Annotated in this window: 23 protein-coding genes, 2 tRNA genes and 1 pseudogene; 6 read left to right on the forward strand and 20 right to left on the reverse strand. The window is 64.9% G+C overall.

The window, feature by feature from the left end; genetic code table 11:
* Positions 1–11 precede the first annotated feature (11 nt).
* The 6 genes and pseudogenes from hfq to dusB form a co-directional block, all read right to left on the reverse strand.
* On the reverse strand, positions 12–260 hold the full coding sequence (gene hfq / locus ACVIGB_RS08360) for an RNA chaperone Hfq (RefSeq protein ID WP_006020546.1): 249 nt from the start codon (positions 258–260) through the stop codon (positions 12–14).
* A gap of 386 nt (positions 261–646) precedes the next feature.
* The gene (ntrX, locus tag ACVIGB_RS08365; RefSeq protein WP_028331957.1) at positions 647–2,017 is read right to left on the reverse strand and encodes a nitrogen assimilation response regulator NtrX; all 1,371 of its coding nucleotides are present in this window, start codon (positions 2,015–2,017) and stop codon (positions 647–649) included.
* A gap of 17 nt (positions 2,018–2,034) precedes the next feature.
* Positions 2,035–4,491, reverse strand: a complete 2,457-nt coding sequence (locus ACVIGB_RS08370) for an ATP-binding protein (RefSeq protein ID WP_456723089.1) — start codon at positions 4,489–4,491, stop codon at positions 2,035–2,037.
* Positions 4,492–4,670: 179 nt separating this feature from the next.
* A pseudogene (gene ntrC, locus ACVIGB_RS08375) lies at positions 4,671–6,115 on the reverse strand (nitrogen regulation protein NR(I)).
* A 9-nt stretch (positions 6,116–6,124) separates the two neighbouring features.
* Positions 6,125–7,291, reverse strand: a complete 1,167-nt coding sequence (locus tag ACVIGB_RS08380) for a two-component system sensor histidine kinase NtrB (protein ID WP_092114488.1) — start codon at positions 7,289–7,291, stop codon at positions 6,125–6,127.
* Complete coding sequence (gene dusB, locus ACVIGB_RS08385) at positions 7,288–8,289, reverse strand: tRNA dihydrouridine synthase DusB (RefSeq protein ID WP_456723088.1); 1,002 nt, start codon at positions 8,287–8,289, stop codon at positions 7,288–7,290. Before dusB ends, ACVIGB_RS08380 begins: the two co-directional genes overlap by 4 nt.
* A gap of 286 nt (positions 8,290–8,575) precedes the next feature.
* Here dusB and ACVIGB_RS08390 point away from each other — a divergent pair, with 286 nt between their 5' ends.
* The 3 genes from ACVIGB_RS08390 to ACVIGB_RS08400 all read left to right on the forward strand — a co-directional run bounded on the left by ACVIGB_RS08390 (position 8,576) and on the right by ACVIGB_RS08400 (position 10,930).
* Entirely contained in the window at positions 8,576–9,772 is a 1,197-nt protein-coding gene (locus tag ACVIGB_RS08390; RefSeq protein WP_456723087.1) for a bifunctional 2-C-methyl-D-erythritol 4-phosphate cytidylyltransferase/2-C-methyl-D-erythritol 2,4-cyclodiphosphate synthase, read from the forward strand.
* Between the two features lies 1 nt (position 9,773).
* On the forward strand, positions 9,774–10,373 hold the full coding sequence (locus ACVIGB_RS08395) for a CinA family protein (protein ID WP_456723086.1): 600 nt from the start codon (positions 9,774–9,776) through the stop codon (positions 10,371–10,373).
* 170 nt (positions 10,374–10,543) lie between these two features.
* A complete protein-coding gene (locus tag ACVIGB_RS08400) occupies positions 10,544–10,930 on the forward strand; it encodes a BA14K family protein (RefSeq protein ID WP_456723085.1) in 387 nt (128 codons plus the stop codon).
* A gap of 101 nt (positions 10,931–11,031) precedes the next feature.
* On the opposite strand, the gene ACVIGB_RS08405 is transcribed toward ACVIGB_RS08400, so the two are convergent.
* The 3 genes from ACVIGB_RS08405 to lipA form a co-directional block, all read right to left on the reverse strand.
* Positions 11,032–11,499: a type II toxin-antitoxin system RatA family toxin gene (locus ACVIGB_RS08405; protein WP_097671889.1), complete on the reverse strand. Its 468-nt coding sequence runs from the start codon at positions 11,497–11,499 to the stop codon at positions 11,032–11,034.
* Positions 11,499–12,038, reverse strand: coding sequence for a DNA topology modulation protein (locus ACVIGB_RS08410; RefSeq protein WP_456723084.1), 540 nt, complete (start codon positions 12,036–12,038; stop codon positions 11,499–11,501). The genes ACVIGB_RS08405 and ACVIGB_RS08410 overlap by 1 nt, the downstream gene beginning before the upstream one ends.
* Before the next feature lie 89 nt (positions 12,039–12,127).
* On the reverse strand, positions 12,128–13,087 hold the full coding sequence (gene lipA / locus ACVIGB_RS08415; RefSeq protein ID WP_298372592.1) for a lipoyl synthase: 960 nt from the start codon (positions 13,085–13,087) through the stop codon (positions 12,128–12,130).
* A gap of 132 nt (positions 13,088–13,219) precedes the next feature.
* Here lipA and ACVIGB_RS08420 point away from each other — a divergent pair, with 132 nt between their 5' ends.
* A complete protein-coding gene (locus tag ACVIGB_RS08420) occupies positions 13,220–13,831 on the forward strand; it encodes a DNA-3-methyladenine glycosylase (RefSeq protein ID WP_456723083.1) in 612 nt (203 codons plus the stop codon).
* 10 nt (positions 13,832–13,841) lie between these two features.
* Here ACVIGB_RS08420 and ACVIGB_RS08425 read toward each other — a convergent pair whose 3' ends face one another.
* From ACVIGB_RS08425 to ACVIGB_RS08465, 9 genes are all read right to left on the reverse strand, one after another.
* The gene (locus ACVIGB_RS08425) at positions 13,842–14,612 is read right to left on the reverse strand and encodes a hypothetical protein (protein ID WP_456723082.1); all 771 of its coding nucleotides are present in this window, start codon (positions 14,610–14,612) and stop codon (positions 13,842–13,844) included.
* Positions 14,613–14,860: 248 nt separating this feature from the next.
* Positions 14,861–17,728: a valine--tRNA ligase gene (locus tag ACVIGB_RS08430; RefSeq protein ID WP_456723081.1), complete on the reverse strand. Its 2,868-nt coding sequence runs from the start codon at positions 17,726–17,728 to the stop codon at positions 14,861–14,863.
* A gap of 251 nt (positions 17,729–17,979) precedes the next feature.
* The gene (locus ACVIGB_RS08435; RefSeq protein WP_456723080.1) at positions 17,980–18,717 is read right to left on the reverse strand and encodes a PopZ family protein; all 738 of its coding nucleotides are present in this window, start codon (positions 18,715–18,717) and stop codon (positions 17,980–17,982) included.
* Between the two features lie 331 nt (positions 18,718–19,048).
* A complete protein-coding gene (locus tag ACVIGB_RS08440; RefSeq protein ID WP_456723079.1) occupies positions 19,049–20,431 on the reverse strand; it encodes a TolC family outer membrane protein in 1,383 nt (460 codons plus the stop codon).
* 215 nt (positions 20,432–20,646) lie between these two features.
* The gene (locus ACVIGB_RS08445) at positions 20,647–21,312 is read right to left on the reverse strand and encodes a protein-L-isoaspartate O-methyltransferase family protein (RefSeq protein ID WP_092114499.1); all 666 of its coding nucleotides are present in this window, start codon (positions 21,310–21,312) and stop codon (positions 20,647–20,649) included.
* A gap of 135 nt (positions 21,313–21,447) precedes the next feature.
* Positions 21,448–21,627: a hypothetical protein gene (locus ACVIGB_RS08450; protein ID WP_092114500.1), complete on the reverse strand. Its 180-nt coding sequence runs from the start codon at positions 21,625–21,627 to the stop codon at positions 21,448–21,450.
* Positions 21,628–21,757: 130 nt separating this feature from the next.
* Positions 21,758–21,832 (reverse strand) — tRNA-Asn (locus ACVIGB_RS08455).
* A gap of 265 nt (positions 21,833–22,097) precedes the next feature.
* Positions 22,098–22,256, reverse strand: a complete 159-nt coding sequence (locus ACVIGB_RS08460) for a hypothetical protein (RefSeq protein ID WP_456723078.1) — start codon at positions 22,254–22,256, stop codon at positions 22,098–22,100.
* 114 nt (positions 22,257–22,370) lie between these two features.
* Positions 22,371–22,856 carry an anthrone oxygenase family protein gene (locus tag ACVIGB_RS08465; RefSeq protein ID WP_456723077.1) on the reverse strand — a complete coding sequence of 162 codons (486 nt, stop codon included), beginning with the start codon at positions 22,854–22,856 and terminating at the stop codon, positions 22,371–22,373.
* A gap of 92 nt (positions 22,857–22,948) precedes the next feature.
* On the opposite strand from ACVIGB_RS08465, the gene ACVIGB_RS08470 reads away from it, so the two are divergent.
* Together ACVIGB_RS08470 and ACVIGB_RS08475 are read left to right on the forward strand one after the other, a co-directional pair.
* Positions 22,949–23,596 (forward strand): TetR family transcriptional regulator, encoded by a 648-nt coding sequence (locus tag ACVIGB_RS08470; RefSeq protein ID WP_456723076.1) that lies wholly within the window; start codon positions 22,949–22,951, stop codon positions 23,594–23,596.
* A 433-nt stretch (positions 23,597–24,029) separates the two neighbouring features.
* Positions 24,030–24,212, forward strand: coding sequence for a hypothetical protein (locus ACVIGB_RS08475; RefSeq protein ID WP_092114503.1), 183 nt, complete (start codon positions 24,030–24,032; stop codon positions 24,210–24,212).
* A gap of 43 nt (positions 24,213–24,255) precedes the next feature.
* On the opposite strand, the gene ACVIGB_RS08480 is transcribed toward ACVIGB_RS08475, so the two are convergent.
* Both ACVIGB_RS08480 and ACVIGB_RS08485 read right to left on the reverse strand, forming a co-directional pair.
* Positions 24,256–24,329, reverse strand: a tRNA-Cys gene (locus ACVIGB_RS08480).
* 55 nt (positions 24,330–24,384) lie between these two features.
* Entirely contained in the window at positions 24,385–25,110 is a 726-nt protein-coding gene (locus ACVIGB_RS08485) for a tRNA-uridine aminocarboxypropyltransferase (protein WP_456723003.1), read from the reverse strand.
* Positions 25,111–25,123: the final 13 nt, after the last annotated feature.

Here is a 25,123-nt window from a genome sequence, read left to right on the forward strand (position 1 = left end):
TCAATTCACTCTCAAGCCGGTGCGTCCTCACCACCTTCGAACAGCTGAATCGGAGCGCCGGGCATGATGGTCGAGATCGCGTGCTTATAGACAAGCTGCGAGTGACCGTCGCGCCGCAGCAGCAAGCAGAAATTGTCGAACCATGTGACAATGCCCTGCAGCTTTACCCCGTTGACCAGAAATATCGTCAGTGGCGTTTTTGTTTTACGAACGTGATTAAGGAAGGTGTCTTGTAGATTTTGTGCGCGGTCTGCCGCCATTGTTTTTGTCCCGCAAGCTTGTGCTTCTTTTTATTGAACCAGTTGCGGCTCTCTGACGGAGCCTCCTCCGGCCGCCCACCTGCCCTGAGATCCCCCTCTGGCAGGCGTAGCGGTAGGATTAGAGGCTACGCGCGGTTTTTAGGCAAGCCGGTTCGAGGTGCAGTCGGGAGGAACACGGTGGCAATTCTAAGAAAGTGCAGGGAAAGAGACGAATATTCTCGTGGAGAGTGGATAAATCCCCCGGTTGTGCCGGCCCTGCCCTCGCCTCGCGCGCCCACCCGGACCCGAGCCTGGCTCCTGCTTCCCCGGCGGTAACCGCCGAGGCTTCGCGCCAAGCCACCGGCGATTGCGCGCCCAGGCATATCGGGATCAGCCGACCCCGAGCGTCAGCCGACCCCGAGCGCCTTCAGCTTGCGATGCAGCGCCGAGCGCTCCATGCCGACGAACTCCGCTGTGCGCGAGATGTTGCCGGAGAAGCGGCTGATCTGGGCGATCAGATAATCGCGCTCGAACACCTCGCGCGCCTCGCGCAGCGGCAGGCCCATGATGTGCTCGCCATTGTTGGAGGTCGGCATCGCCGGCACCATGGAGCCGACGTCCTGCGGCAGCATGTCGGCGGTGATGATCGCCTCCGGCCCGCCGCCGGCCAGGATCATCACGCGCTCGACATTGTTGCGGAGCTGGCGGACGTTGCCCGGCCAGACATGCGATTGCAGCACGGCCATCGCGTCCTGTCCGATCTGCCGCTTCGGCAGGCCGGTGGCGGCGGAGATCTGGTCCATGAAATAGTCGATCAACTCGGGGATGTCCTCGCGGCGCTCCGACAGCGGCGGCACCCGGATCGGCACCACCGAGAGGCGATGATAGAGATCCTCGCGGAAACGGCCCGCTGCGATCTCCTCCTCGAGGTTGCGCGCGGTCGAGGAGATGATGCGGACGTCGACATGGACCTTGCCGGTGCCGCCCTGGCGCTGGAAGGTCTGATCGACCAGCACACGCAGGATCTTGTTCTGGGTCTCGCGCGGCATGTCCGCGATCTCGTCGATGAACAGCGTGCCGCCATGCGCTTCCTCGAGCGCACCGGCCTTGCGCTGCTGCTCGCCGTTCGATCCCTCGATGCCGAACAGCTCGATCTCCATGCGCTCCGGCGTGATCGCGGCCGCATTGATCACCACGAACGGCCCTTCGGCGCGCCCGGAGGCATGATGCAGCGTCCGCGCGGCGAGTTCCTTGCCGGCGCCGGAGGGACCGACGATCAGGATGCGGCTGTTGGCCTTGGCGGCGCGGTCGATGGTCTGGCGCAGCTGGTTCATGCAGGCCGAGCGGCCGGTCAGCACGCTCGCCGCCGGCGCCAGTTGCTTGAGCTCCTTCACCTCGCGCTTGAGCCGCGAGGTCTCCAGCGCCCGCGTCGCGACCAGAATCAGCCGGTCCGACTTGAACGGCTTCTCGATGAAGTCATAGGCGCCGCGCTTGATCGCCGCGACGGCAGTTTCGATGTTGCCGTGGCCGGAGATCATCACGACCGGCAGATCGGCATTGTCCTTCTTGATCTGCTCGAGCAGCTGCAGGCCGTCAAGCTTGGAGCCCTGCAGCCAGATGTCGAGGAAGACCAGATTCGGGCGGCGGTTGGCGATTTCGGCAAGCGCCGAATCGCTGTCGCGCGCGGTACGCGTGGAGAACCCCTCATCGTCCAGGATACCCGCAACGAGGTCGCGAATGTCAGCTTCGTCGTCGACAATCAGAATGTCACTTGCCATGGGTTACACCTGCGTTGTCAGTCGCCCGTCGCGGCTTTGATTCTTGGCTGTTGGCTTCTTGGCTCTTGCGCATTTGGCTCTTGGTTATTTGGTTCTTGCTGATCGGGTTCTTGGATTGGTTCTTGGATTTTTGGTTCATTGTTGGTCGCCTGTGCCGGGCCGTTGGTCGGCTCCTGTGGCGGATTTTTTTCACTGTCGGGGTCGGATGATTTCACGTCCGGCTTTTGTTCCTTGTTCTCCGGCTTGGCCGCCTGGCCCGTGACGGAAAAGCGCAGCCGCATCCAGGCACCGCGCTGGCCCTCGCGGAAATCGGACGCGTCCTTGAGCTCGATGCGGCCGCCATGGTCCTCGAGAACGCGGCCGACGATCGCAAGTCCAAGACCGGTGCCCTTGGCCCGCGTCGTGACATAGGGCTCGAGCAGCCGCGCACGGGCGACCTTGGGCAGGCCGATGCCGTTGTCGACGACATCGATCAGGATGTCGTCACCCTCGCGCTGCGCCACGACGTCGATGCGGCCCTTGCCGAGCTCCTCGCGCGGGACCTGCTCGATCGCCTCGGTCGCGTTCTTGATGATGTTGGTCAGCGCCTGCGAGATCAGTCGGCGGTCGAACTGTGCCGGCAGCGGCGACTGCTTGATGTCGGCCTCGATGTCGAGATCGGGATGCGCGACCTTCATCAGGAACACGGCCTGGCGCACCACGTCGGCGACGTCCTCGCCTTCCATCACGGGCTTGGGCATCCGCGCAAAGCGCGAGAACTCGTCGACCATGCGCCTGATGTCGTCGACCTGGCGCACGATGGTGTCGGTGCACTGCTCGAAGATCGATTTGTCCTTCTCTTCGGTGATGGTCTTGCCGAACTTGCGGCGAATGCGCTCGGCGGAGAGCTGGATTGGGGTCAGCGGGTTCTTGATCTCGTGGGCAATGCGGCGGGCGACGTCGCCCCAGGCCGAGGTGCGCTGCGCGGAGACCAGCTCGGTGATGTCGTCGAGCGTGATGATATAGCTGTCGCGCGACTGGCTGGTCTGCTCGGCCGAGACGCGAACCGACAGATTGCGCTCATTGCCGTCGCGCAGGATGGTGACCTGCCCTTGCACCAGGCGCTGGGTGCCCTCGCGCGCCGTCTTCATCATCTCGTCGAGCTCGGGCAGCACGTCCGAGAGCGGATGGCCGAGCGTCTCCGACTCGGCGTGCCCGATCAGCTTCTCCGCCGACCGGTTGAGGACGCCGATGGTGCCGGAGGCGTCGACCCCGATGATGCCGGCGCTCGCCGACGACAGCACCGCCTCGATGAAGCGGCGGCGGCTGTCGATGGTCTCGCTGGCGTCGACCAGCTCGTTGCGCTGGGTGCGCAGTTCCTGGGTCATCTTGTTGAAGATTTCACCGAGCATCGCGAGGTCGCTTGCCGATTTGTGGACCGGCACCTGGACATTGAGGTTGCCGGTCGAGACCTCGCTCGCGGCGCCCATCAGCTGGCGGATCGGCGACACCAGCCCGTTGGCGAAATTCAGGCCGATCAGCACCGAAGCCATCAGGATGGTCAGCGCGATCACCGCGAACATCAGCGCGAACGCGACCTGGATGCCGAGCCGGCGGGTCTCGAGCTGGGCATACTCGGCGGCACTGGTCTGGGTCTGCTTGAGCTGGGCGACGACGGCCGGATCGAGCAGACGCGCCACATACAGGAACATATCGTCATAGGCCCGCAGGCGGACCACGGAGGCGACGTAGTTTTCGGGAAAGACCGAGATCTTCGGCTCGGTCTCGTTGATGTCCTTGAGGATGTCCGGTGGCGGCGCTTCATAGTTGAAACGAACGCCGGTTTCCGCGCTGGCGACGATCTTGCCGTCCTTGTCCATCAGCACCGCGACCGGCAGGTTGCGCGCCTCGGCGCCGGCGGTCAGGAGTTGCAGGAACGTCATGCGATCCTGGTCGTAGAGCGGCCGCGCATGGGCGAGATCGTTGGCCATCGCCAGCGTGTCGCCGTTGATGAGCTGGGCGTGCTCCTGCATGTAGGCGCTGGCGATCGTCAGCGAGTTCTGGATCACCTGCTTGGTGGGACCCGAGAACAGCCGGTCGAGGCCGCGCTCGATGGTGACGTTGGCGACGATCGACACCAGCACGGCGGGCAGCACCGCGATCACCGAGAACAGGCCGACGATCTGCACGTGCAGCCGTGCTGCCGCCCGGCCGCGCCGCCTCGCCTGCACCATCTGCCAGACTTCCCGGACGATGATGCCGACCAGCAGCAGGATCGTGGCGGCGTTGATCATCAGGAAAGAGCGGACGACGTCCGAGGTCGGCTCGATCGGGGTCAGGCCGGTCAGCACCACGAAGGTCAGGAAGGCCGATAGCAGCGCGATCGCCACGGCGAACGGCGCCAGCCAGCGCCGCAGCGGGAAGCCCCGCGCCTCTGCGGTGGGCTCGGCCGGGGGCGCGTGTAACGTGGAAGCGGTTGTCTCTGCGCTGGTCATACCGGCAATTGAGCTGAGTGCGATCGCCCGCGGGAATTGCGAACTGATGCAATCATATCACAATGTTGCCGAATTGCGACATTTCCGCGGCGCAAACCGCGGTGCGGCGCCGTGTCCTCAAAACCATTTGTGACTACTCGAAAACGGTAGTGAGGCTCTCGCCCCGCCCCGGCTCGGCCCTAGCCGCCGCTGCGGTAGACCTGAATGTCGAGGTCGCGGATCTTCTTGCGCAGCGTATTGCGGTTCAACCCGAGCAGGTCGGCGGCCCGGATCTGGTTGCCGCGGGTCGCGGCCAGCGCGGCGGTCAGGAGCGGGATCTCGATCTCCTTGAGGATGCGGTGGTAAAGGCCCGGCGGCGGCACGCCGTTCGGGAAGCCGGAGAAGTGCGAGGACAGGTAGGCCTCCACGGCACCGCCGAGATTGTCGACGCCGACGGTCGCGGTGCTGCCCGAGGTGACGGCCGGCGGCGCCAGCTCGCCGTCGATGACAGAGGCGGTGATGACGTCCTGCGGATAGAGCGCGGCGAGCCGCCGGGCGAGATTTTCCAGCTCGCGGACGTTGCCCGGCCAGCGGTGCTGCTTGAGCCGCTCCAGCGCCTGGGTGTCGAGCTTCTTCGGCGGCAGGCCGTCCTTCTCGGCGAGCGAGAAGAAATGCCGGATCAGGTCGGGCAGATCCTCGATCCGCTCGCGCAGCGGCGGCAGCCGCAGCGGCACCACGTTGAGGCGGAAGAACAGATCTTCGCGGAACAGGCCCTGCTGGATCAGGATGCGCAAATCCTTGTTGGAGGCCGCGACGATGCGCACGTCGGTCTTGATCGGCGTGCGGCCGCCGACGGTGGTGTATTCGCCCTGCTGCAGCACGCGGAGCAGACGGGTCTGCGCCTCCATCGGCATGTCGCCGATCTCGTCGAGGAACAGCGTGCCACCCTCGGCCTGCTCGAAGCGGCCCGAGGCGCGAGTGTTGGCGCCGGTGAACGCGCCGCGCTCATGGCCGAACAATTCGGATTCGATCAGGTCTCGCGGGATCGCCGCCATGTTGACCGCGCGACGAACGGGCCGTTGCGGCGCCGGCCATAGTCGTGCAGCGCGCGGGCGACCAGCTCCTTGCCGGTGCCTGATTCACCTGAAATCATCACGGTGAGATCGGTCTGCATCAGCCGCGCCAGCACGCGGTAGATCTCCTGCATCGCCGGCGAGCGGCCGACCAGCGGGATCGAGTCGAACTCGCCGTCGTCGGCGGGACTGGAGACCCGCTCCTTCGGCTCGGCGAGCGCGCGGCCGACGATGGTGATCAGCTCCTTCAGGTCGAACGGCTTCGGCAGGTATTCATAGGCGCCGCGCTCGGAGGCGCGGATCGCGGTCATGAAGGTGTTCTGCGCGCTCATCACGATGACAGGCAGGTTCGGCCGCATCTTCTTGATCCGCGGCAGCAGATCGAACGCGTTCTCGTCGGGCATCACCACGTCGGTGATGACGAGATCGCCCTCACCCTGGCTGACCCAGCGCCACAGCGTGGCGGCGTTACCGGTCAGGCGCACCTCATAGCCGGCGCGCGACAGCGCCTGGTTCAGGACGGTCCGGATGGCGGTGTCGTCGTCAGCGACAAGTATGCTACCTGCAGGCATTGTTGTTCCTCATCGTGAGGCAGGCGAGGACGTACCCGGAACGTCATCGCGGTTGCTGTGATCGTGTTGCTTGGCGGCGCTGTACATCGGCATCAGCACGCGAAAGGTGGTTTTGCGCGGCTGCGACTCGCATTCGATGATGCCGCCGTGATCGCCGACGATCTTGGCGACCAGCGCAAGGCCGAGCCCGCTGCCGGTCTGCTTGGTGGTGACGAAGGGATCGAACAGGTTCGGCAACAGGTCTTCCGGCACGCCACTGCCGTTGTCCTTGACGCAGAATTCCAGCGGCAGCGAGACCCGCGATTTCTTGCCGGGCACTGACAGCCGCACACCAGGCCGGAACGCCGTGGTGAGGTGGATCTCCGCATCGGTGCCGAGATCGGCAACCGCTTCGGCGGCGTTCTTCACGAGGTTGAGGAACACCTGGATCAACTGGTCCTGGTTGGCCAGCACCGGCGGCAGCGACGGATCATAGTCCTCGATGAAGCGGACGTTGCGGGCGAAGCCGGATTGCGCCAACCGCTTCACATGATCGAGCACGGAATGGATGTTGACCGGGCCACGCGCCACCGGACGGTCGTCGCCGAACACTTCCATGCGGTCGACCAGCGTCACGATGCGGTCGGCCTCATCGCAGATCAGCCGCGTCAGCAGCCGGTCCTCCGAGGAAGCCTGCTGCTCCAGCAGCTGCGCGGCGCCGCGGATGCCGGACAGCGGATTCTTGATCTCATGGGCGAGCATCGCGGCCAGCGCGATCACCGAGCGCGCCGCGCTGCGATGGGTGAGCTGGCGGTCCATCTTGTCGGCGATGGTGCGCTCCTGCAGCATCACCACGATATGCCCGGGCCGCTCGGTCAGCGGCGCGACGTGCAGGTCGACCTGACGATCGCCGCCGATCCGCGGAGTGCCGAGATCGACCTTGTATTCATTGACCGGGGAGCCGCTCGCCCGCACCTGCTCGATCAGGGCGAGCAGCGGACTTCCGAACGGCACCAGCTCCTTCAGCGACTGCCGGCGCAAGAACTGCGTCGAGATCTCGAAGAAGGATTCGGCGGCGATGTTGGCATCGACGATCCGTCCGTCGGGTGCGACCAGCAGCACCGGATTGGGCAGCGCGTTGAGGATGGCCTCGCCATCGGTCGGCACGGGCCGGCGAAATTCCATGGCTGACGTCATGCGGCAGCACTCCAGGCAAAGTCGTCGTAAGCGTCCTCGAGCGCGCGATGCACGCTGGACGGCTGCTCCGAGGTCAGGATCGCCTGCCGCCAGGTCTTCAGCGTTGCCGCCGGCGCGCAGCTATAGGCAGCAGCGGTCTCCAGCGCCCAGCCGAGATGCTTGCGCGCATGCCTGAGTCCGATGCGCAGGCCATAGTGGCTGCAGACCTCGTCATAGAGCGCGCGAACATGCTTGAGCTGCTCGGCAAGCGACGGCGCAGCCTCGGCGATGCCGGTCTCGAGCCGGCGACCGATCTGGCCGGGCAGCCAGGGCTGCCCCTGCGCGCCGCGCCCGATCATGACGGCGTCGGCGCCCGACATTTCCAGCGCGCCGAGAGCCTTGTCGAACGAGGTGATATCGCCATTGACCACGACCGGGATCGTCACGGCGTCCTTGACCGCGCGCACCGCGTTCCAGTTGGCCTCGCCCTTGTAGAACTGGCACCGCGTGCGGCCATGCACGGTGATCATCTGCACGCCTGATGCCTCGGCGCGGCGCGCCAGTTCGGGCGCATTGAGCGAGCGATCGTCCCAGCCTAGTCGCATCTTCAGCGTCACCGGCACCTTGACCGCCGATAGCGTCGCATCGATCAGCGTCACCGCGTGATCCAGGTCGCGCATCAGGGCCGAGCCGGACTGGCCGCCGGTCACATGGCGCGCCGGGCATCCCATGTTGATATCTATGATGTCGGCGCCGGCGCCCTCGGCGATCCGCGCGCCCTCCGCCATCCAATGGGTCTCGCAGCCGGCGAGCTGAACCACATGCGGCCCGATCCCGGCTGCCTCACAACGCAGCTTCGACATCGGCTTGCCGTTCACCAGATCGTCGCTGGCGGTCATCTCGGAGACCACCAGTCCGGCGCCCAAAGTGGCAGCGAGTCGCCGGAAGGGCGCGTCGGTGATGCCGGACATGGGCGCGAGGAGAACCCGGTTGGCGACAGCAATATCGCCTATCTTCAATGGGTTACGAGGAGTACTTTGCACGCCGGTCACAGCCGTCTCGTCGTTCTGTCAGCCACGCCATTGCAGCTGACGCCGCCTATTCTGCGCACAATTCTTGTGCAGTCAAGGCTCATGCCTACGGTTTAGACATTCCTACCATCAGTGCAGGTGCACTGCAACAAAATCCGCTTTTCCCACAGTCATCGGCAAACGCTCTGTTTTTGCGGAGCGGTCATGCTAAGGGCTGTGCGCGGCGGTCCCCCGCCGTCCCCCTCATCCCCGAATTGCCTGTCACTGGTTCAAAATGCCGAAGCCTGAGCGTACCGCAGCCATCCTTGTCGCAGCCGGCCGTGGACTGCGCGCCGGCGCAGGCGGGCCGAAGCAATACCGGACGATCGGCGGACAGACGGTGATCTACCGCGCCATGGAGGCGTTCTCGGGACATCCCGACGTGTTTGCGGTGCAGCCGGTGGTCAATCCTGATGATGCCGCGCTGTTCGACGAAGCGGTCGCAGGCCTCCGCCATCAACCGCCGACGCCGGGCGGCGCGACCCGGCAGGCCTCGGTCCATGCCGGGCTCGAGGCGCTCGCCGGCAAGAAGCCCGACATCGTGCTGATCCACGATGCCGCGCGCCCCTTCGTCACCGCGGCCGTGATCTCGCGCGCGATCGCCGCGGCCGGCCGAACCGGCGCTGCGATCCCCGTGATTCCCGTCACCGACACGATCAAGCTCACCGGCGATACCGGCGATGTCGAGGCGACGCCGGAGCGCGCCCGCTTGCGGATCGCGCAGACGCCACAGGCATTTCGTTTCGACGTAATATTGGAGGCGCATCGTCGTGCCGCGCGCGAGGGCCGCAGCGATTTCACCGACGATGCCGCGCTTGCTGAATGGGCGGGATTGACCGTTGCGACGTTTGAAGGCGATGCTGCCAACATGAAACTCACCACACCCGAAGACTTCGTGCGCGAGGAAGCGCGGCTCGCAAGCCAGCTCGGCGACATCAGGACCGGCACCGGCTACGACGTGCACGCCTTTGGCGATGGCGACCACGTCATGATCTGCGGCGTGCGCGTGCCGCACACCAAAGGCTTCCTGGCCCATTCCGACGGCGACGTCGGGCTGCATGCGCTGGTCGACGCGATCCTCGGCGCGCTGGCCGACGGCGACATCGGCTCGCACTTCCCGCCGAGCGACGCCAAGTGGAAAGGCGCCTCCTCCGACCTGTTCCTGAAATATGCCGTCGAGCGCGTCACCGCGCGCGGCGGGCGGATCGCCAATCTTGAGGTGACGCTGATCTGCGAGCGGCCGAAGATCGGCCCGCTGCGCGACACCATGCGGGCGAAGATCGCGGAGATCTCCGGCGTCCACATCTCGCGCGTGGCGGTCAAGGCCACCACCAGCGAGCGGCTCGGCTTCACCGGCCGCGAGGAAGGCATCGCAGCGACCGCGAGCGCCACGGTCCGCCTCCCCTGGGATGAAAAAGGCTGGAGTGCCTGACATGGGCGGCAGCGACGCTCGTGCCCTCTCCCGCGCGCTGCTCGACCTGTGCCGGATGCGCAAGCTGACCATCGCGACCGCCGAGTCCTGCACCGGCGGCCTGGTCGCCGGTGCGCTCACCGACATCCCCGGCTCTTCCGACGTGATTGATCGTGGCTTCGTCACCTACTCGAACGAGGCCAAGCGGGTGATGCTCGGCGTCAAGGCGGCGACGCTGGAGACGTTCGGCGCGGTGAGCAAGGAAACCGCGACCGCGATGGCGATCGGCGCATTGGAAAAGGCCGGCGTCGACCTTGCGGTCTCGATCACCGGGATCGCGGGCCCCGGCGGCGCGACACCGGGCAAACCGGTCGGCCTGGTGCACTTCGCCGTCGCCGCGCGCGACGGCCGCATCGTTCATCGGGAGCAACGATTTGGCGCGATCGGCCGCAGCACGGTGCGGCAGCGCTCGGTGGTCGAGGCGCTCCGCATGCTGATGGAGCTCGCGCGGCCGCCGCAGGCCGCAAAGCCGCGCCGCGAGACCGCCAGCCGGTTGCGGCCACGGGTTGCCCGGTCGCCGCGAAGCCATGCCGCGAAACGCCGGCGGCCGCCACGCGGATAGGCCTACGCAAGTCGCATCGCGCGAAGGCCAACCACACACCCCTGTGTCAACTGCGACCCAGTGCCGCCTATCTCAGGTGGAACTGCGACGTCGCTTCGCCGTTTTCTATTGTTCCAACTCTGCTGTTTGAATTGTTTTTCCAAACGGCAAAATCCCACAACAAGGAGAAAATGATGAAGTTGGGAACTTTGGTCGTGGCCGCAATCACCTCAGGCGCCATGACGCTTTCGACTATTGCCCCCTCGTTCGCCGCACCGCTCGCGCCCGCGCGGTTGCAGGACCAGCCGACCTCCGTCGAGCACGTGCAGTATCGTCACTGGCATGGCGGCCCGCGTCACGGCTACCGCAGTGGCTACTACGGTCATCGCCATGGCGGCGGTGGAAACAGCGCGGCGATCATCGGCGGGCTTGCAGCTGGCGCGATCATCGGCGGCGCCATCGCGGCGAGCCAGGCCAAGGCCAACAACGACGCCTATTGCTCCCAGCGTTTCCGCACCTACGACCCGGCTTCGGGCACCTACATCGCGTCGGGCGGCGTGCGGCGTTCCTGCCCGTAACGGCAGCGAACGCATCTACCGTCATCCGTCATGCCCGGCCTCGTGCCGGGCATTTGCGTTCCGGGGAAAAAGCAACCTCCTGGGCGGACGAGACGGCGTCGCTAGGTCGAGAGCTGGGGCTTGCCGTAGACTTGGTCGGCACGCTTCTCGAACGCGGCGGCAAAGCGCGAGAATGCGGCGTCGAACATCGAGCCCATCAGCATCGCCAGCATCCGGCTCTTGAATTCGTAGTTCAGGAAGAAGCCGACATCGCATTCGGTCTCCGACTTCGGCTCAAAACTCCAGCGGTTCTCCAGATTACTGAAGGGGCCGCGCAGATATTCCACCAGGATCTTCAGGTTGGGCCGGTCGAGCGTCACCCTGCTGGTGAAGGTTTCCCGCACCAGCTTGAACGAGACCGTCATGTCGGCGACCACGACCTCAGTGCCGTCGTCCTTGGGCGTACGCTGGCGGATCTTGAGCGCCTGGCACAGCGGCACGAATTCCGGATAGCGCTCGACGTCGGCGACCAAATCGAACATCTGAGGTGCGGTGTGGCGGACCCGCCGCTTGCTTGAGAATCGTGGCATCAGTGGATACTCGCACGGTTTTGCTTCAGTGCGAGGCGCTTCAGATAATCGTCCGCCTGGGTCCGATCGGTGAAGCAGACCAGCGATTGATCGGCGCGCAAGCCCGAAAAATATTCGATCAGCTTCGGCCGTTGCTGCTGGCGATAGGTCCAGACATAGCGGAAGAATTCGAGGTCGATCTTCTCCGGGCAGCCTTCCGCCATCTCGGGGCGAACCTGGCCATAGCTGCCGGCAATCCGCCCCAGGATTCCGAGCATGCAGGTCAGCCGCGGCAGATCGAACCAGATGATCGTATCGGAGAGCTGCCGGCGTAGTTCACCTGCACCGCCCTTCATGTAGTTCCCATCCATGATCCAGCGCGGCGCTTGCGTGACCTCGACCATGCGGCGCTCGAATTCATCCTTGTCGGACTCGACCCAGCCCGGCTTCCAGAACAGCGCGTCGATCGACACGGTCGGGATGCCCGTCATGGCGGACAGCCGTCGCGCAAAGGTCGACTTGCCGGACCCCGACGATCCCATCACCAGCACGCGTTGCATTGGTCCCGTCCAAGATTCGGTCAAGGTTCGGTCGAGGCTCGATCAGGCAACGGCGCGTGGCGGCGCCGGCCTCCTGCCGTTTACAAAATCTAGCGGCCGCGAGCCGTGCGCGCCGCCTGCAGCTTCGCAAAATCCTCGCCGGCATGATGCGACGAGCGCGTCAGCGGGCTCGCCGACACCATCAGAAAGCCCTTGGTATAGGCGACACGCTCGTAGCCCGCGAATTCGTCCGGCGTCACGTAGCGCATCACGGCGTGATGCTTGCGCGTCGGCTGCAGGTACTGGCCGATGGTCAGGAAATCGACCTCGGCCGAGCGCAGATCGTCCATCACCTGCAGCACCTCGTGCCGCTCCTCGCCGAGGCCGACCATGATGCCCGACTTGGTGAAGATGGTCGGGTCCATCTCCTTGACCCGCTGCAGCAGCCGGATCGAATGGAAATAGCGGGCGCCGGGACGGACCGTCAAATAGCGCGACGGCACGGTTTCCAGATTGTGGTTGAAGACGTCGGGCTTGGCCGCGACCACGCGCTCGAGCGCGCCGTCCTTGCGCAGGAAGTCCGGCGTCAGGATCTCGATCGTGGTGGTCGGGCAGCGCGCACGGATGGCGCGGATGGTCTCTGCAAAATGCTCGGCGCCGCCATCGGCGAGATCGTCGCGATCCACCGATGTGATCACGACATGGGTCAGACCCAGCTTCGAGACCGCCTCAGCGACGTATTCGGGCTCGTGGGCATCGAGCGCGCCGGGCATGCCGGTCTTGACGTTGCAGAACGCACAGGCGCGCGTACAGGTGTCGCCCATGATCATGAAGGTGGCGTGCTTCTTGTCCCAGCACTCACCGATGTTGGGGCAGCCTGCCTCCTCGCACACCGTGACGAGGCCATTCTCCTTCACGATCCGCCGCGTATCGGCATAGCCGCGCGTGTTCGGCGCGCGGACACGGATCCAGTCCGGCTTCGGCGGCGACACGGCATCCGGCCGGTTCACCTTTTCAGGGTGGCGCGGGCGGAGTTGCGTGGTGGAGATGGTGTCGACGATGGTGACCATTTGTGCCTGCAAGTCGCGAGAGGCCATAGCTAATCGGTGTTGACGCGGCTCGCAACCCGCCCTGCGACCCTAGCAGATCAGCCCATATATTGGCAGTCTTGCGGTCCGTTCCACGCCGATTCCCACCTCAAAATGGCTCAAAAACCCCGATCGACCCGTGCGACCGCGCCGCGCCTCGGCAAAGCTCTGAAACGCGCCTTCTTCGATCGCAGCGTCCACGAGGTCGCGCCCGACCTGATCGGTGCGACGTTCCTGGTCGGCGGCGTCGGCGGCATCATCACCGAGGTCGAGGCCTACCATCACACCGAACCGGCAGCCCACTCGTTCAACGGACCGACCCCGCGCAACCAGATCATGTTCGGCCCGCCGGGCTTCTCCTATGTCTACCGCTCCTACGGCATCCATTGGTGCGTCAACTTCGTCTGCGAAGCGCCGGGCTCGGCCAGCGCCGTCCTGATCCGCGCGCTCGAGCCGACCCATGGGCTCGCCGCGATGCGCCGGCGGCGCGGGCTGGAAGACGAGCGCGCGCTGTGCTCGGGGCCCGGCAAGCTCTGCGAGGCGCTCGGCATTACCATCGCGCACAGCGAACTGCCGCTCGACCGTCCGCCGATCGCGCTCCACGCGCGGACCGAGACGCCCGACATCGTCACCGGATTGCGGATCGGCATCACGAAAGCCGTCGACCTGCCCTGGCGCTACGGGCTGAAGGGATCGAAATTCCTCAGCAAGCGGTTTCCACGGTGAGACAACCCAGTCAGCGCCGGTCGATGGTGACGATCCCATACGGATTGAACTTGAAATCGTCTGGTTCATAAGAGGTCTCATAAGACAGCTGCGCCTTGCGGTCGGCGAGCACCGCCTCCAGCCCGCGCTGCACAAGCTGGTCACCGACCTCATCCATCAGCGCAACCACCTCTCGCTCGCTGCCATAGGCTTTGGCCACATATACTTCGGGAAGCCCGACGAGGTGAAAGCCGACGGTCTCCAGGTGGGTCGCGCCGGCCAGCGGCCGCTTGGCGAAGGCCAGCCGGCAGGCCCGACGCAGAGCGATGTTGTCATCCGATTGCAAAGCTGCGGCAGCCTCGTGAGCGAGCGCGACCCAACGCGCGAGGCCATGGGCAACGCCTGCGCTTTCACCCTTGGCAGCCGTCGCACCTGCCTTGATCACGGCGTCGACCAGAAACAACGCGCCGGCCGAGCACATGACGGCATTGTCCGCCGACATCGGCGGTCCCAGCACATAGAGAACGGATTTGTGGTTGGCGACAGCCGCCTCGTCGGCATCGGTCCAGGCTTTCGGCGCGACGCGATCCCAGCACACGCCGAATGAGCGGCTCATATTGGGATCCGCCTTCCCCTGCGAATAGGTGGTATCGACGCTGAAGCCCGCCGCGAATTGTTCGATTGCACGCGAGGCTGCATCCTGTAGCCGCGGCAGCTCGCCTTCACCGCCGAGCAAGCAGAGCACGTGGCGCGGCTTGACCGTCGATACAGCCGCCTGAGCGCGTTCGCCGAAACCGAGCATTGGCAAGACTCCTGTCGCGATCAGCAGCGTTCTTCGGGATATCGTCACGATGATCTCGCGGCTGGGGGAGCCGGAACGAATTGAACGCCGACCTCTCGGCTGGTTGGTCGGATGCCGGCGTGACCGGGTTCACACCGCGCGATGGCAGACCGCCTCGATCCGGTTGCCGTCGGGATCGACCAGGAACGCCGCATCATACGAGGCGTGATAGTCGCGCAGCCCGGGCGCACCGTCGTTGGTGCCGCCCGCTATGACGCCCGCTTCAGCAGCTCGATCGCCTCGAGGATCTTGGCGCGGCGCTCCGTTGCTGCCGCGCGCTTCTCCTTCTCTTCCTCGACAAGGTCTTCCGGCGCGTTGGCGACGAACTTCTCGTTGGAGAGTTTTGCGTCGACCCGCTTGATGTCGGCGTCGGCCTTGCCGAGCTCCTTCTCCAGCCGTGCCCGTTCGGCCCCAAGGTCGATCACGCCCTTCAGCGGCAGCGCGACGACTTCGCCGCGCACCAGCAGCTGCATGGCGCCTTCCGGGGCGGCGTCCGCGAAGGAAATCTCCGACAATCGCGCGAGGCGCTTGATGGTGTCGTTCCAGCGCTGGGCGCGGTCGCGCGTCTCGTCGGAGGTGGTCACGATCACCAGCGGCGTCAGCGTCGACGGCGGGATGTTCATTTCCGCCTTCACCGACCGCATCGCGGTGACGAGATCGACCACCCAGCCGATCTCGGCCTCGGCTGCGGGATCGCTGAACTCGTCCGCGTCGAGCGCGGCAATCACCGGCGGAATGATCGGATCGACAACCGGACCTGCGGTCGCGATTGCCGCCAGCTGCTCCCCGGTCACGCCCGACTTGCGCGGCCAGGGCGCCAGCACCAGGAGGCCGTCGCGCTTAGCCGTCACGGCCCACAGCTCTTCGGTGATGAAGGGCATGAACGGATGCAGCAGCTTGAGGATCTCGTCGCGCGTCCAGGCGATCATGGCGCGGGTCTCGGCCTTGGCCGCGCCCTCCTCGCCCATCAGCACCGGCTTTGCGAGCTCGAGATACCAGTCGCAGAACACGTTCCAGACGAAGCGGTAGATCGCGCCGGCCGCGTCGTTGAAGCGATGATCCTCGATCGTCTCGGTCACCTCGCGGGTGACGCGCGAGGTTTCGTGCGCGATCCAGCGGTTCAAGGTTTCCTTGGCGCCCTTCGGATCGAAACCGTCCGGCTTCACGCACTCGTTCATCTCGGCGAAGCGGCAGGCGTTCCAGAACTTCGTCGCGAAGTTGCGGTTGGTCTCGACCAGATGCGGAGACAGGCGAATGTCATGGCCCTGCGCCGCCTCGCGGGTCAGCGCGAAGCGCAGCGCATCGGCGCCGAAATCGTCGATCACGCCCAGCGGGTCGATGACGTTGCCCTTCGACTTCGACATCTTGGCGCCCTTCTCGTCACGGACGAGACGGTGGATGTAGACGGTCGAGAACGGCGCCTCCTTCATGAAATGAAGGCCCATCATCATCATGCGGGCGACCCAGAAGAAGATGATGTCGAAGCCCGTGACCAGCGTGTTGGTCGGGTAGTAGCGCGCGACCTCCGGCGTGTCGTCCGGCCAGCCCAGCGTCGAGAACGGCCACAGCGCCGAGGAGAACCAGGTGTCGAGCACGTCCTCGTCACGCGTGATGAAGCCCTCGCGCTTGGCGGGATCGACCGCCATGTCGTGACCCTGCTCCGGCGTGATGACTTCTTGCTCGACATAGTAGCCAAGCGCGTTGCCGACCGCCTCTTCCTCGGTCTCGGCGACGAACACCTTGCCGTCGGGCCCGTACCAGGCGGGGATCTGATGGCCCCACCAGAGCTGGCGCGAGATGCACCAGGGCTGGATGTTCTCCATCCACTCGAAATAGGTCTTTTCCCAGTTCTTCGGCACGAACGTAGTCTCGCCCGAGCGCACCGCCGCCATCGCCGGCTGCGCCAGCGTCTTGGCGTCGACATACCACTGGTCGGTGAGGTACGGCTCGATCACGACATTGGAGCGGTCGCCATGCGGCACCATGTGGGTGTTGGGCTCGATCCGCTCGAGGAAACCGAACTCCTCCAGCCTTGCGACGATCTTCTTGCGCGCGGCGAAGCGCTCGATGCCGTGAAACTCCGCCGCGAATTCGTCGGCGCCCGCCGGCAGGCCGCGCAGATAGTCCTCGTTGCCGGTGAGGTTCAGGCAGCCTTCCTGGTCCAGCACGCTGATCTGCGGCAGGCCATGGCGCTTGCCGATCTCAAAATCGTTGAAGTCGTGCGCCGGCGTCACCTTGACCGCGCCCGAGCCCTTCTCCGGATCGGAATAGTCGTCGGCGACGATCGGAATCTTACGGCCGACCAGCGGCAGGATGACATGCTGGCCGACCAGATCGGTGTAGCGCTCATCGTCAGGATGTACCGCGACCGCGGTGTCGCCGAGCATCGTCTCCGGACGCGTCGTCGCGACCACGATGAACGATTTGGGATCCTCGGGGCTGAAGCTGCGGCCTTGGATCGGATAGCGCAGGTACCAGAGATGGCCCTTGACCTCGACCTGCTGCACTTCGAGATCGGAAATCGCGGTGAGCAGCTTCGGGTCCCAATTGACCAGGCGCTTGTCCTTGTAGATCAGGCCCTGGCGGTGCAGCTCGACGAACACCTTGACGACGGCACGCGACAGGCCCTCGTCCATGGTGAAGCGCTCGCGCGACCAGTCGCAGGAGGCGCCGAGGCGCTTGAGCTGGTTGACGATGGTGCCACCGCTCTCGGCCTTCCACTGCCAGACCCGCTCGAGGAACTTGGCGCGGCCCATGTCGCGCCGGCCCGGCTCCTGCCGTTCCGTCAGCTGGCGCTCGACCACCATCTGGGTGGCGATGCCGGCATGGTCGGTGCCTGGCTGCCACAGCACGTCACGGCCGCGCATCCGCTCGAAGCGGCACAGGATGTCCTGCAGCGTGTTGTTGAGCGCGTGGCCCATGTGCAGCGAGCCGGTCACGTTCGGCGGCGGGATCACGATGGTGAAAGGCGCGGCGTCCTTGCGCTCGGGCCGGCCGGCCTTGAACGCACCGCTCTCCTCCCAGAGCTGGGCCATCCGGAGCTCGATATCGGCAGGTTGGTAGTTTTTCTCGATCATGACAATGCGCTGTGGACCATGGGGAAAGGGTAGAAAGCCGCCAGAACGCACCGAGTCAACCGGACCGGTACGTCAAAACGGCATTGAGGGCGTTTTCGAGCGAGGTGGACACCGGTTCGCGTGAAGAAACGGGTCGAAACAGGGAACCAGCGTTTCGGGTCTGATCCTATCAGAACCGAAACTCTGGGACATTTGGGGGCTGAATGAGGGCTGCCAAGCCCCCTGCGGCAGGAGCTACCGCCGCAGTGGAGCTATCGCCCGCGGGAGACCCGCTCGATCTCGGCCTTGACGATCCGCTCGACCAGCCCCGGCAGATTGTCGTCCAGCCAGGACTTCAGCATCGGCCGCAGCATCTCCTTGACCAGATCCTCCAGCGTCCGAGCATTGTTGCTCAGCACGGTGTTGGCCAGCGAGTTGAAGGCGGATTCGACCGCCCGCATCGTGGTTCCCGAGATGATCTGCTGCATCGGCGCGGTTTCGATTGCCGGCGGTTCTCGCTCTCGAACCGGTTCTCGCATGGGCTCCGGCGCCCGTGTGCGGGCTTCCGTGAACTCGACATCGTCCTGCGGCTCGACCTTACGGAACGACGGCGTGGCCGCCGGCTCCGGCAGCGCCATGTCGTCGGTGAGCTCGAATACGTCGGCTTCGGGCTGCGGCGACGGCCTGATCTCGGACGCAGGCGTCGCCTCGTCGAGGCTGGCGAGCAGCGAGTCGATGTCGTCCTGATTGTTGCTGGCCGGCACCGGCGCGGGTGGCGGTGATTTCGGCGCTGACGCGGCGGGCTTCGCGGCCGGGGGCGCTGCGGGCGGCGGGCTCTTCATCGCGGGCTTGGCTGCTGGTGGCGGCGGTTCAACCTTCGGCGGCGGCGCAGCGGCAAAAGCAGGTTTCTCGGCCGCGGCCGGCTTCGCCTCGTCGTCGGCAATGATGCGACGGATCGACGCCAGAATCTCCTCCATCGAGGGCTCTTGGACCTTCGCAGGTTGCGTCATCTCCGACTCCACATCGAAACTTATTTTACATCAAGCCCGAGAGGGATTCGCCGGTTCCGATGAAGCAGGCGGAGATTTTCATTGCTCCCGCCCGACTTGTCCCCAGATCAAGCCCGCCCCAGGCTTTGTGCAAGCTTCGTGTCGCCCAATGCAGCGTGATCACAGGTGGCGTCGCACCTGCCATCACGCAACGCCGGCGCGAATCGCCTTGCTGCCCGACAAAACGGTATGTCAGGCCAATTATCGATTGCAAGCAAACGCGCCAGTCTGTGGTCCTGATTAACTCAGAACCACAAACATGGCGCGACAAGCGATGTTGACGTGAAGGTGTTTAGCGGCCGTCGGGCGTGCGTACGCCGGCCCAATTGTCGCGCACCTGCTGGTAATGCACGCTGGCATCATAGACGTTGGTCGAAAGGCCCATCACCTGCGGTGACAGCCGGCCAATCGCGCTCAGCACGTTGTAGGATGCAACGACGCGGTCGTGTTGCGCGGTGACGAGTGCGTTGCGCGCATTGACCAGCGCTTGCTGCGCGTTGAGCACGTCGAGCGTGGTGCGCTGGCCGGCCTTGGCCTCTTCGCGGACGCCGTTCAGCGCGATTTCGGACGCGGTCACCTGCGCCTGCGCCGACGCGACCTGCGACTTGCCGGCGACCAGCTGGCCCCATGCGGTGACGACGTTGGCGCGCGCCTGATCCCTGGTCTGTTCCAGGACGAGACGCTGCTGCGCCAGCGATTCCTTCGACTGCCGGATCAGCGAGTATTCAGCGCCGCCCTGATAGATCGGCACCGACACCTGAACCTGCGCCGCGGCATTGAAGAGGCGGTTCACCGACAATTGTTGCTGGTAGCCTTCGGTCACCGACGCCTGCAAGCCAACCGTCGGCAGCAGCGCGCCTTCGGCAACCTTGGTCTGCAGGAAGTTGACGTCGACGCCGTACATCGCGGACGTGACGTTCGGATTCTGGGTCAGGCTGAGCTCGACGGCGGCCGCAAGCGTCGTCGGCAGGAATCGATCGACCGGCGAACCGGGCGCGAGATTCTGCGGCTCGTTGCCGATGATGCGGCGGAAGTTCGACCGCGTTGTCGTCAGGTTCGATTCCGCAGTGAGCTGCTGGGTCCTGCCGGCCGCAAGCTGTGCCTCGGATTGTGCGACGTCCGTCCGCGTCACCTCACCTACGTTGAAGCGGTCCTGGGTCTGCTTCAGCGTCTGCTCCAGCACGCGCGTGTTGCTGCGCTGGACTTCCACGATCGCCGCGTCGCGGAGATAGTCCATATAGATCGTGGCGGCGCTCAGGATGACGGTCTGCTCGAGCACGCGCAGACCTTCGCGCGCCGACGACACCTGGCTTTCAGCCGCGCGCACCCTGTGCGGGGTCTGCGCGTTGTACAGTGACTGATTCACCGTCAGGCCCGCACTGGCCGGATTTTGGGTGCCGTGAATCGAGTCCTTGATGCCCGTCGGCTGCTGGTCGCTGTATTGATATCCGCCACTCACGGTCAGCGCGGCTTTCGGACGATAGCCCGAGAGCGCCTGGGGAACGTTTTCGTCAGTTGCCCTCACCAGCGCGCGCTGCGCATTCAGCTGGGGATTGTTCTGGTAGGACCGCACCAGCGCGGCCTCGATAGTATCGGCGAGCGCAGGCACGGGGCCCATCTCCGCCAACAGAAGGACGGCAGTCGCAGCCGCGGTGATAGCTTTCACCCCACGCATCCCCGGTAATCCAATCATTGTAGTCGCCGTCTCCACACGCAAGTCAGTTCCGGCGGTCGCTTCAGACGAAGTGAGTCCCGCCTCACCTTAGTCCGCAGCTAAGGGCAACGGAACCACCCCGCAACGGAACACGATGGAAACTCTTCACGTGGGGCAAACGGGCCACACTTCTGATTCAGAACGGGATTTTATCAGCTGGCGCAGCGCGGTAGCGGTCAGAAGACGAAGGCCGGAACCCGTTCCAATCCAGGCAGCACGGGGGCCGTGGCGTCGAACAGCTCGCGATGGCCGAAATCCCCGTGGGAGTGAGTCACGAGGGTGGCACGCGGCGGCGGCGTCAGGCCGAACACCCCGACCAGCCGGCCCCCCTCCTTGAGCTGGCCGAACAGCCCGGTCGGGATAATCTCGGTCGCACCGTTGAGAACGATGACATCATATGGCGCGCCGGCGGCATCACCGTCGGCGGCGGCTGCGGTCTTGACGGTCACATTCTGGATGCCGAGCTGGGCGAACGCTGCGGAGGCCTTTGCGGCCAGCGCCGGATCGCTTTCGGTTGCGCTGACCTCTCCGGCAAAGCGCGCCACGATGGCGGCGGCGTAGCCGGTCGCGCAGCCGACGACCAGGACGCGGTCGGTCGCCTTGATCTCGGCGGCTTGCAGCATCCTGGCGAGCAACGCCGGCGTGATCAGGCAGCGCCTGGCCGTGCCGCCCTCGGTCACGTCGAGATCGAGGTCCAGATAGGCCAGCGCCTGCTTGCCGGCCGGCACGAACACCTCGCGCGGCACGGTCAGCATGGCTTCGAGAATACGATCGTCGGTCACGTCGCTCGGACGCACCTGACCATCCACCATGTACTGGCGCGCGGTCGAAAAACCGGTCATTGGCGGGACCCTGCAAGTCGCGGCATTGCCGCTGGAGAAGCTAGAACAGGGCCATCTTTTGGAACAAGCTCCGCCAAAACGCAACACGCCGTTGGCGTGCAAAACCCGCTCCCAAAACGCGCGCCATGGTGCGCTCTATTCGATCGTGACGGCAAGCCGGCCGATCAGGCGGACCACTTCATCGAGATGCTCGGAATCATGCTCCTCGACGGCCCTCGCGAGCCGGCGGACACACTCATCGTCACTGATGTCGGGAGCATCGCTCGGAACAAGCGTCGGCTGCGGCATCGACAGGTCGATCAGGTTAATGGCCATCAAATCACCTCTCAAGACCCGGCAGGACGAAGTGTCGACGGTTATTGAGTCGATTTGACGACGTTTTTTGTCTGTCCGTAGCGGACCACAGGCTTGTGATGGGCGTTGAAGGTCTTGATGGGGCCAAAACTGGCTCCCCGGGCTGGATTCGAACCAGCGACCATTCGATTAACAGTCGAATGCTCTACCGCTGAGCTACCGAGGAATAGGCGAACAAAACGTTCGCGAGCGGGCAGCGTATAACAAAGCCTTTCGGCCTTGCAAAGAACCAAATGGGCCTCCGGCGAAACTTTAGCGGGGCACGGTAAACCTCTGCGGTGCAAGGCTTTGCCGGCGTTCCAGGGCGATGCAGGCCTGTCCCGGCTGTCCCGTTATCGGCGCTGCGGGCGCAAGGAAACACCGTCAAACACCGCCGAGCGCGGCCATTTCGCCGCGCCGTTGATTCTTCCGCGGCCAGCCCTTGCCCCTTCCTATTCGTCGAGGCCGTCATCGGGTCCGTTGAACCCGAGAAACTTGATGGCGTATCCGGTCTCGTCGACCACCGAGACGTTGCGGTTATCGGCGGCCGAGGCGGGCGACGCGATCAACCCCAGTCCCATCACAAGCAGTGCCGGCAAAATAAACTTCATTGAAAATCTCCTGGCAGTCGGTCGCACGTCGGTGTGCGGCGTCACCTCCTTAGCGATCGCGCTACACGAGTACAAATCATGCACAGAATGCGAAGCGCTTCGCTCGGAAGCGCTCTATCGCGCAGCGATGGCGGCAATCAACAGCGCCGTCGCCGTAAGCGAGGCAATGGTCCGCACGTGGTTCCAGAAGGTCCAGTCGGTCAGGTAGCGCACCCAGACCGGCGCGGCCGCGGTGCTCGCGGGATCTGTGGCCGCAAGCTGATCGTTCAGCGGCACGTTGAAGACGACCGTGACGACGAACGTCCCGACGACATAGAGGCTGCCGCCGCAGATCATCGCGAGCGCGCCCGGCTCCTGCCATCGCAGCCCGCCGAGCACGACGAGCCCGGCGCAAGACAGCGTGGTGCCGAGGAAGATCGGCATGAACAGCGAGCGCACGATGTCGACATTGATCGCGTTCATCGCCGAGATGCCGGCGGCCTGGTCGATGCGGCCGAGCGCGGTCATGACGAACGCCGAGAACGCGAAATAGACCCCGGCAAGCAGGCCGCAGCCGAGCGCGGAAAACCACAGCAAGCCCGAGGTCAGGATGTTGCGCATCGCTCCACCTCCAAAAGCGAGAGATACTCGCATTTGTCAAATGCGATAAACTCTCGTATTTGAAACGTCAACCCCGATTGCGGAGGAGAGAGATGGCAAGACGAAAGGCCGCGCCCGGGGCGGAAGCCCCCCTGCCCGGGCTGGCACGGCTTGCCCCGACGCAGCAGCGCAGCCGCGAGCGGTTCGAGCGCATCCTCTCCTGCGCGACCGAGGTCATGGCGGAGAAAGGCAGCGAGGCCTTCCGCATGAGCGACATCGTCGAACGCAGCGGCGTCGCATTCGGCTCGCTCTATCAATATTTCCCCGACAAGGCCGCGATCATCGGCACGCTGGCGGAACGGCATAACGCCATCGGGTGCGATTGCGTCAGGCGCGATCTGGCCGCAGTCTCGTCCGCGCGCGACCTGCACCCGGCGCTATGCCGGATCGTCGACAGTTACTACGAGATGTTCATGCGCGAACCTGTCATGCGGGACATCTGGCAGGCCACCCAGGCCGACCGCGCCCTGCAAAAGCTCGATGCGGACGACATGGCCGTGCTCTCCGGCCTGTTGTCCGACGCGGTCAGGCGTGTTGCGCCCACCATGCCGGCCGCCACCCTCAGCACCTTCTCGGGACTGACGATGACACTGATCGCAGCCGCCGTGCGTCACGCGATCACGCTGCCGCCACGGAAAGCCCGGCAGGTGCTGGCGCAGTTCAAGACCATGCTGCCGGGAGACCTCGCCGGGCTGGCATGACCGCGCCCGCGCCGATGTCGGGAATTTCCCCGGCGCCGAGGCGATAGACAGCGGGTGTAGACGCCGTTCGGGAGCGGCTCGCTGCACCCGACGCCGTCCCGCTGGCGGACCATGCCGGCAAGAGCCGAGAATCGATGCGAGATGGGATCGTCGACTATCCTGCGAAACTTGCCTTCACTGTCACGTCTCCCTAAAATTCCTGCGATATTTGACGGCTATGAATATTGCCGGGAAGTCCGGGAAGAGTTTTTCGCAAGATGTAATTTGTCTCACACGAGGAGCGGCCTTGCCGACCTAGGTTCCCCGAGGGGTCATCAGACATTTATTTACCAAAGCGGGCGCCATCGTTCTTTTCATAAAATTCGAACGAATCGCTCAATCCGGACCGAAGACAGTTTTGCGACCATGGCGCTCTCGAACCTCGGAGAGCGCGATGAGCGAAGTCGAATTTGATCTGCTGCTGGACGCCGTGCGAACGGCGATCGCGCCTATTGCTCAGGAGGATTTCGTGGCTCGACCCTCGCCCCGCATTCAGCCGCCGCCGCGCGCGGCGAATGACAACCAGGCGCCGTGGCCGCTGATTCCGTTTCCTGAAGGCTGGTACGCCGCGAGCTAATGCGGCTTCTCATTTGTCGGCTGCAAGCCATTGATGAGATGAGTGGAGGCCACGACCAGAATTGAACTGGTGTACACGGTTTTGCAGACCGTTGCGTAACCACTCCGCCACGTGGCCCCTTGCGGCGCACTTCATATACGCCCTCTTTGCGATAGGCAACCAAGCCGGACAGCTAACGTCGGCGCTTCCGGAAGTCCCGCTTCTTCGGTTTTGGCGCCAATTCCGGCATTTCGGCCTGCACTTCGCGGAATCTCGCCAGCATCCGCTCGAAACTATCAGTTAACGCTGCCGCGATATCCGGCCGCTTTTCCAGCCCGGCCAGCAGGATCGCGGCCGCCTCGATGGTGGACAGGCCGTCGCGCCGCGGTTCCCGGCGCAGCTTGCCGTACAGCGAGGGCCGTTTCGGCCCGAGAATCACCCGCTGGCACTTCAGCATCCAGGCGTTGCGCCACCACAGCGCCTTGGCCTGGCTCCAGGTGCCGTCGAGCAGCACGATGCCCTCGATGTCAGAGAGGATCGCGCGCTGGTGCGGCTCCAGCTCGCCCTTGCGGTTGATCGCGACGATCTCGGCGTCGGTATCGAGATCCTCGACCTTGGCCGAGCCGAGATAGAGCACCGCCCAGCGCGACGGATCGGCCACCGGCCGGCCGAGCGCCTTGGAGAGGCTCGGCCAGGACAGCCCGATCCGCAGCACGGCGTTCTCGAAATGCCGCGCGGTCAACCGCGCCGTGCCGAGCGCCCTGTCCTGCTCCTGCGGGTGCTGCAGGATCAGCAGCTGGATCCGGCTTTTGATCGGCGTCACGCTGTCGCAGATGCACAGCGGCATCGGCTTGCCGCAATGCGGGCACTCCGGGATCTCGGTGGCTAGTTCGGTCTTTGCTTCGGTCGGTTCGGACATCGCTTCGCTATAC

The organism is Bradyrhizobium sp. USDA 4341, from assembly GCF_054063755.1.

Excerpts from the sequence above, each read along its gene's own strand:
- hfq (WP_006020546.1), bottom strand. The coding sequence starts at position 260 with ATGGCGGCAGACCGCGCACAAAATCTACAAGACACCTTCCTTAATCAC.
- ntrX (WP_028331957.1), bottom strand. The coding sequence starts at position 2,017 with ATGGCAAGTGACATTCTGATTGTCGACGACGAAGCTGACATTCGCGAC.
- ACVIGB_RS08370 (WP_456723089.1), bottom strand. The coding sequence starts at position 4,491 with ATGACCAGCGCAGAGACAACCGCTTCCACGTTACACGCGCCCCCGGCC.
- ACVIGB_RS08380 (WP_092114488.1), bottom strand. The coding sequence starts at position 7,291 with ATGACGTCAGCCATGGAATTTCGCCGGCCCGTGCCGACCGATGGCGAG.
- ACVIGB_RS08390 (WP_456723087.1), top strand. The coding sequence starts at position 8,576 with ATGCCGAAGCCTGAGCGTACCGCAGCCATCCTTGTCGCAGCCGGCCGT.
- ACVIGB_RS08395 (WP_456723086.1), top strand. The coding sequence starts at position 9,774 with ATGGGCGGCAGCGACGCTCGTGCCCTCTCCCGCGCGCTGCTCGACCTG.
- ACVIGB_RS08400 (WP_456723085.1), top strand. The coding sequence starts at position 10,544 with ATGATGAAGTTGGGAACTTTGGTCGTGGCCGCAATCACCTCAGGCGCC.
- ACVIGB_RS08405 (WP_097671889.1), bottom strand. The coding sequence starts at position 11,499 with ATGCCACGATTCTCAAGCAAGCGGCGGGTCCGCCACACCGCACCTCAG.
- ACVIGB_RS08410 (WP_456723084.1), bottom strand. The coding sequence starts at position 12,038 with ATGCAACGCGTGCTGGTGATGGGATCGTCGGGGTCCGGCAAGTCGACC.
- lipA (WP_298372592.1), bottom strand. The coding sequence starts at position 13,087 with ATGGTCACCATCGTCGACACCATCTCCACCACGCAACTCCGCCCGCGC.
- ACVIGB_RS08420 (WP_456723083.1), top strand. The coding sequence starts at position 13,220 with ATGGCTCAAAAACCCCGATCGACCCGTGCGACCGCGCCGCGCCTCGGC.
- ACVIGB_RS08425 (WP_456723082.1), bottom strand. The coding sequence starts at position 14,612 with ATGCTCGGTTTCGGCGAACGCGCTCAGGCGGCTGTATCGACGGTCAAG.
- ACVIGB_RS08430 (WP_456723081.1), bottom strand. The coding sequence starts at position 17,728 with ATGATCGAGAAAAACTACCAACCTGCCGATATCGAGCTCCGGATGGCC.
- ACVIGB_RS08435 (WP_456723080.1), bottom strand. The coding sequence starts at position 18,717 with ATGACGCAACCTGCGAAGGTCCAAGAGCCCTCGATGGAGGAGATTCTG.
- ACVIGB_RS08440 (WP_456723079.1), bottom strand. The coding sequence starts at position 20,431 with ATGCGTGGGGTGAAAGCTATCACCGCGGCTGCGACTGCCGTCCTTCTG.
- ACVIGB_RS08445 (WP_092114499.1), bottom strand. The coding sequence starts at position 21,312 with ATGACCGGTTTTTCGACCGCGCGCCAGTACATGGTGGATGGTCAGGTG.
- ACVIGB_RS08450 (WP_092114500.1), bottom strand. The coding sequence starts at position 21,627 with ATGGCCATTAACCTGATCGACCTGTCGATGCCGCAGCCGACGCTTGTT.
- ACVIGB_RS08460 (WP_456723078.1), bottom strand. The coding sequence starts at position 22,256 with ATGAAGTTTATTTTGCCGGCACTGCTTGTGATGGGACTGGGGTTGATC.
- ACVIGB_RS08465 (WP_456723077.1), bottom strand. The coding sequence starts at position 22,856 with ATGCGCAACATCCTGACCTCGGGCTTGCTGTGGTTTTCCGCGCTCGGC.
- ACVIGB_RS08470 (WP_456723076.1), top strand. The coding sequence starts at position 22,949 with ATGGCAAGACGAAAGGCCGCGCCCGGGGCGGAAGCCCCCCTGCCCGGG.
- ACVIGB_RS08475 (WP_092114503.1), top strand. The coding sequence starts at position 24,030 with ATGAGCGAAGTCGAATTTGATCTGCTGCTGGACGCCGTGCGAACGGCG.
- ACVIGB_RS08485 (WP_456723003.1), bottom strand. The coding sequence starts at position 25,110 with ATGTCCGAACCGACCGAAGCAAAGACCGAACTAGCCACCGAGATCCCG.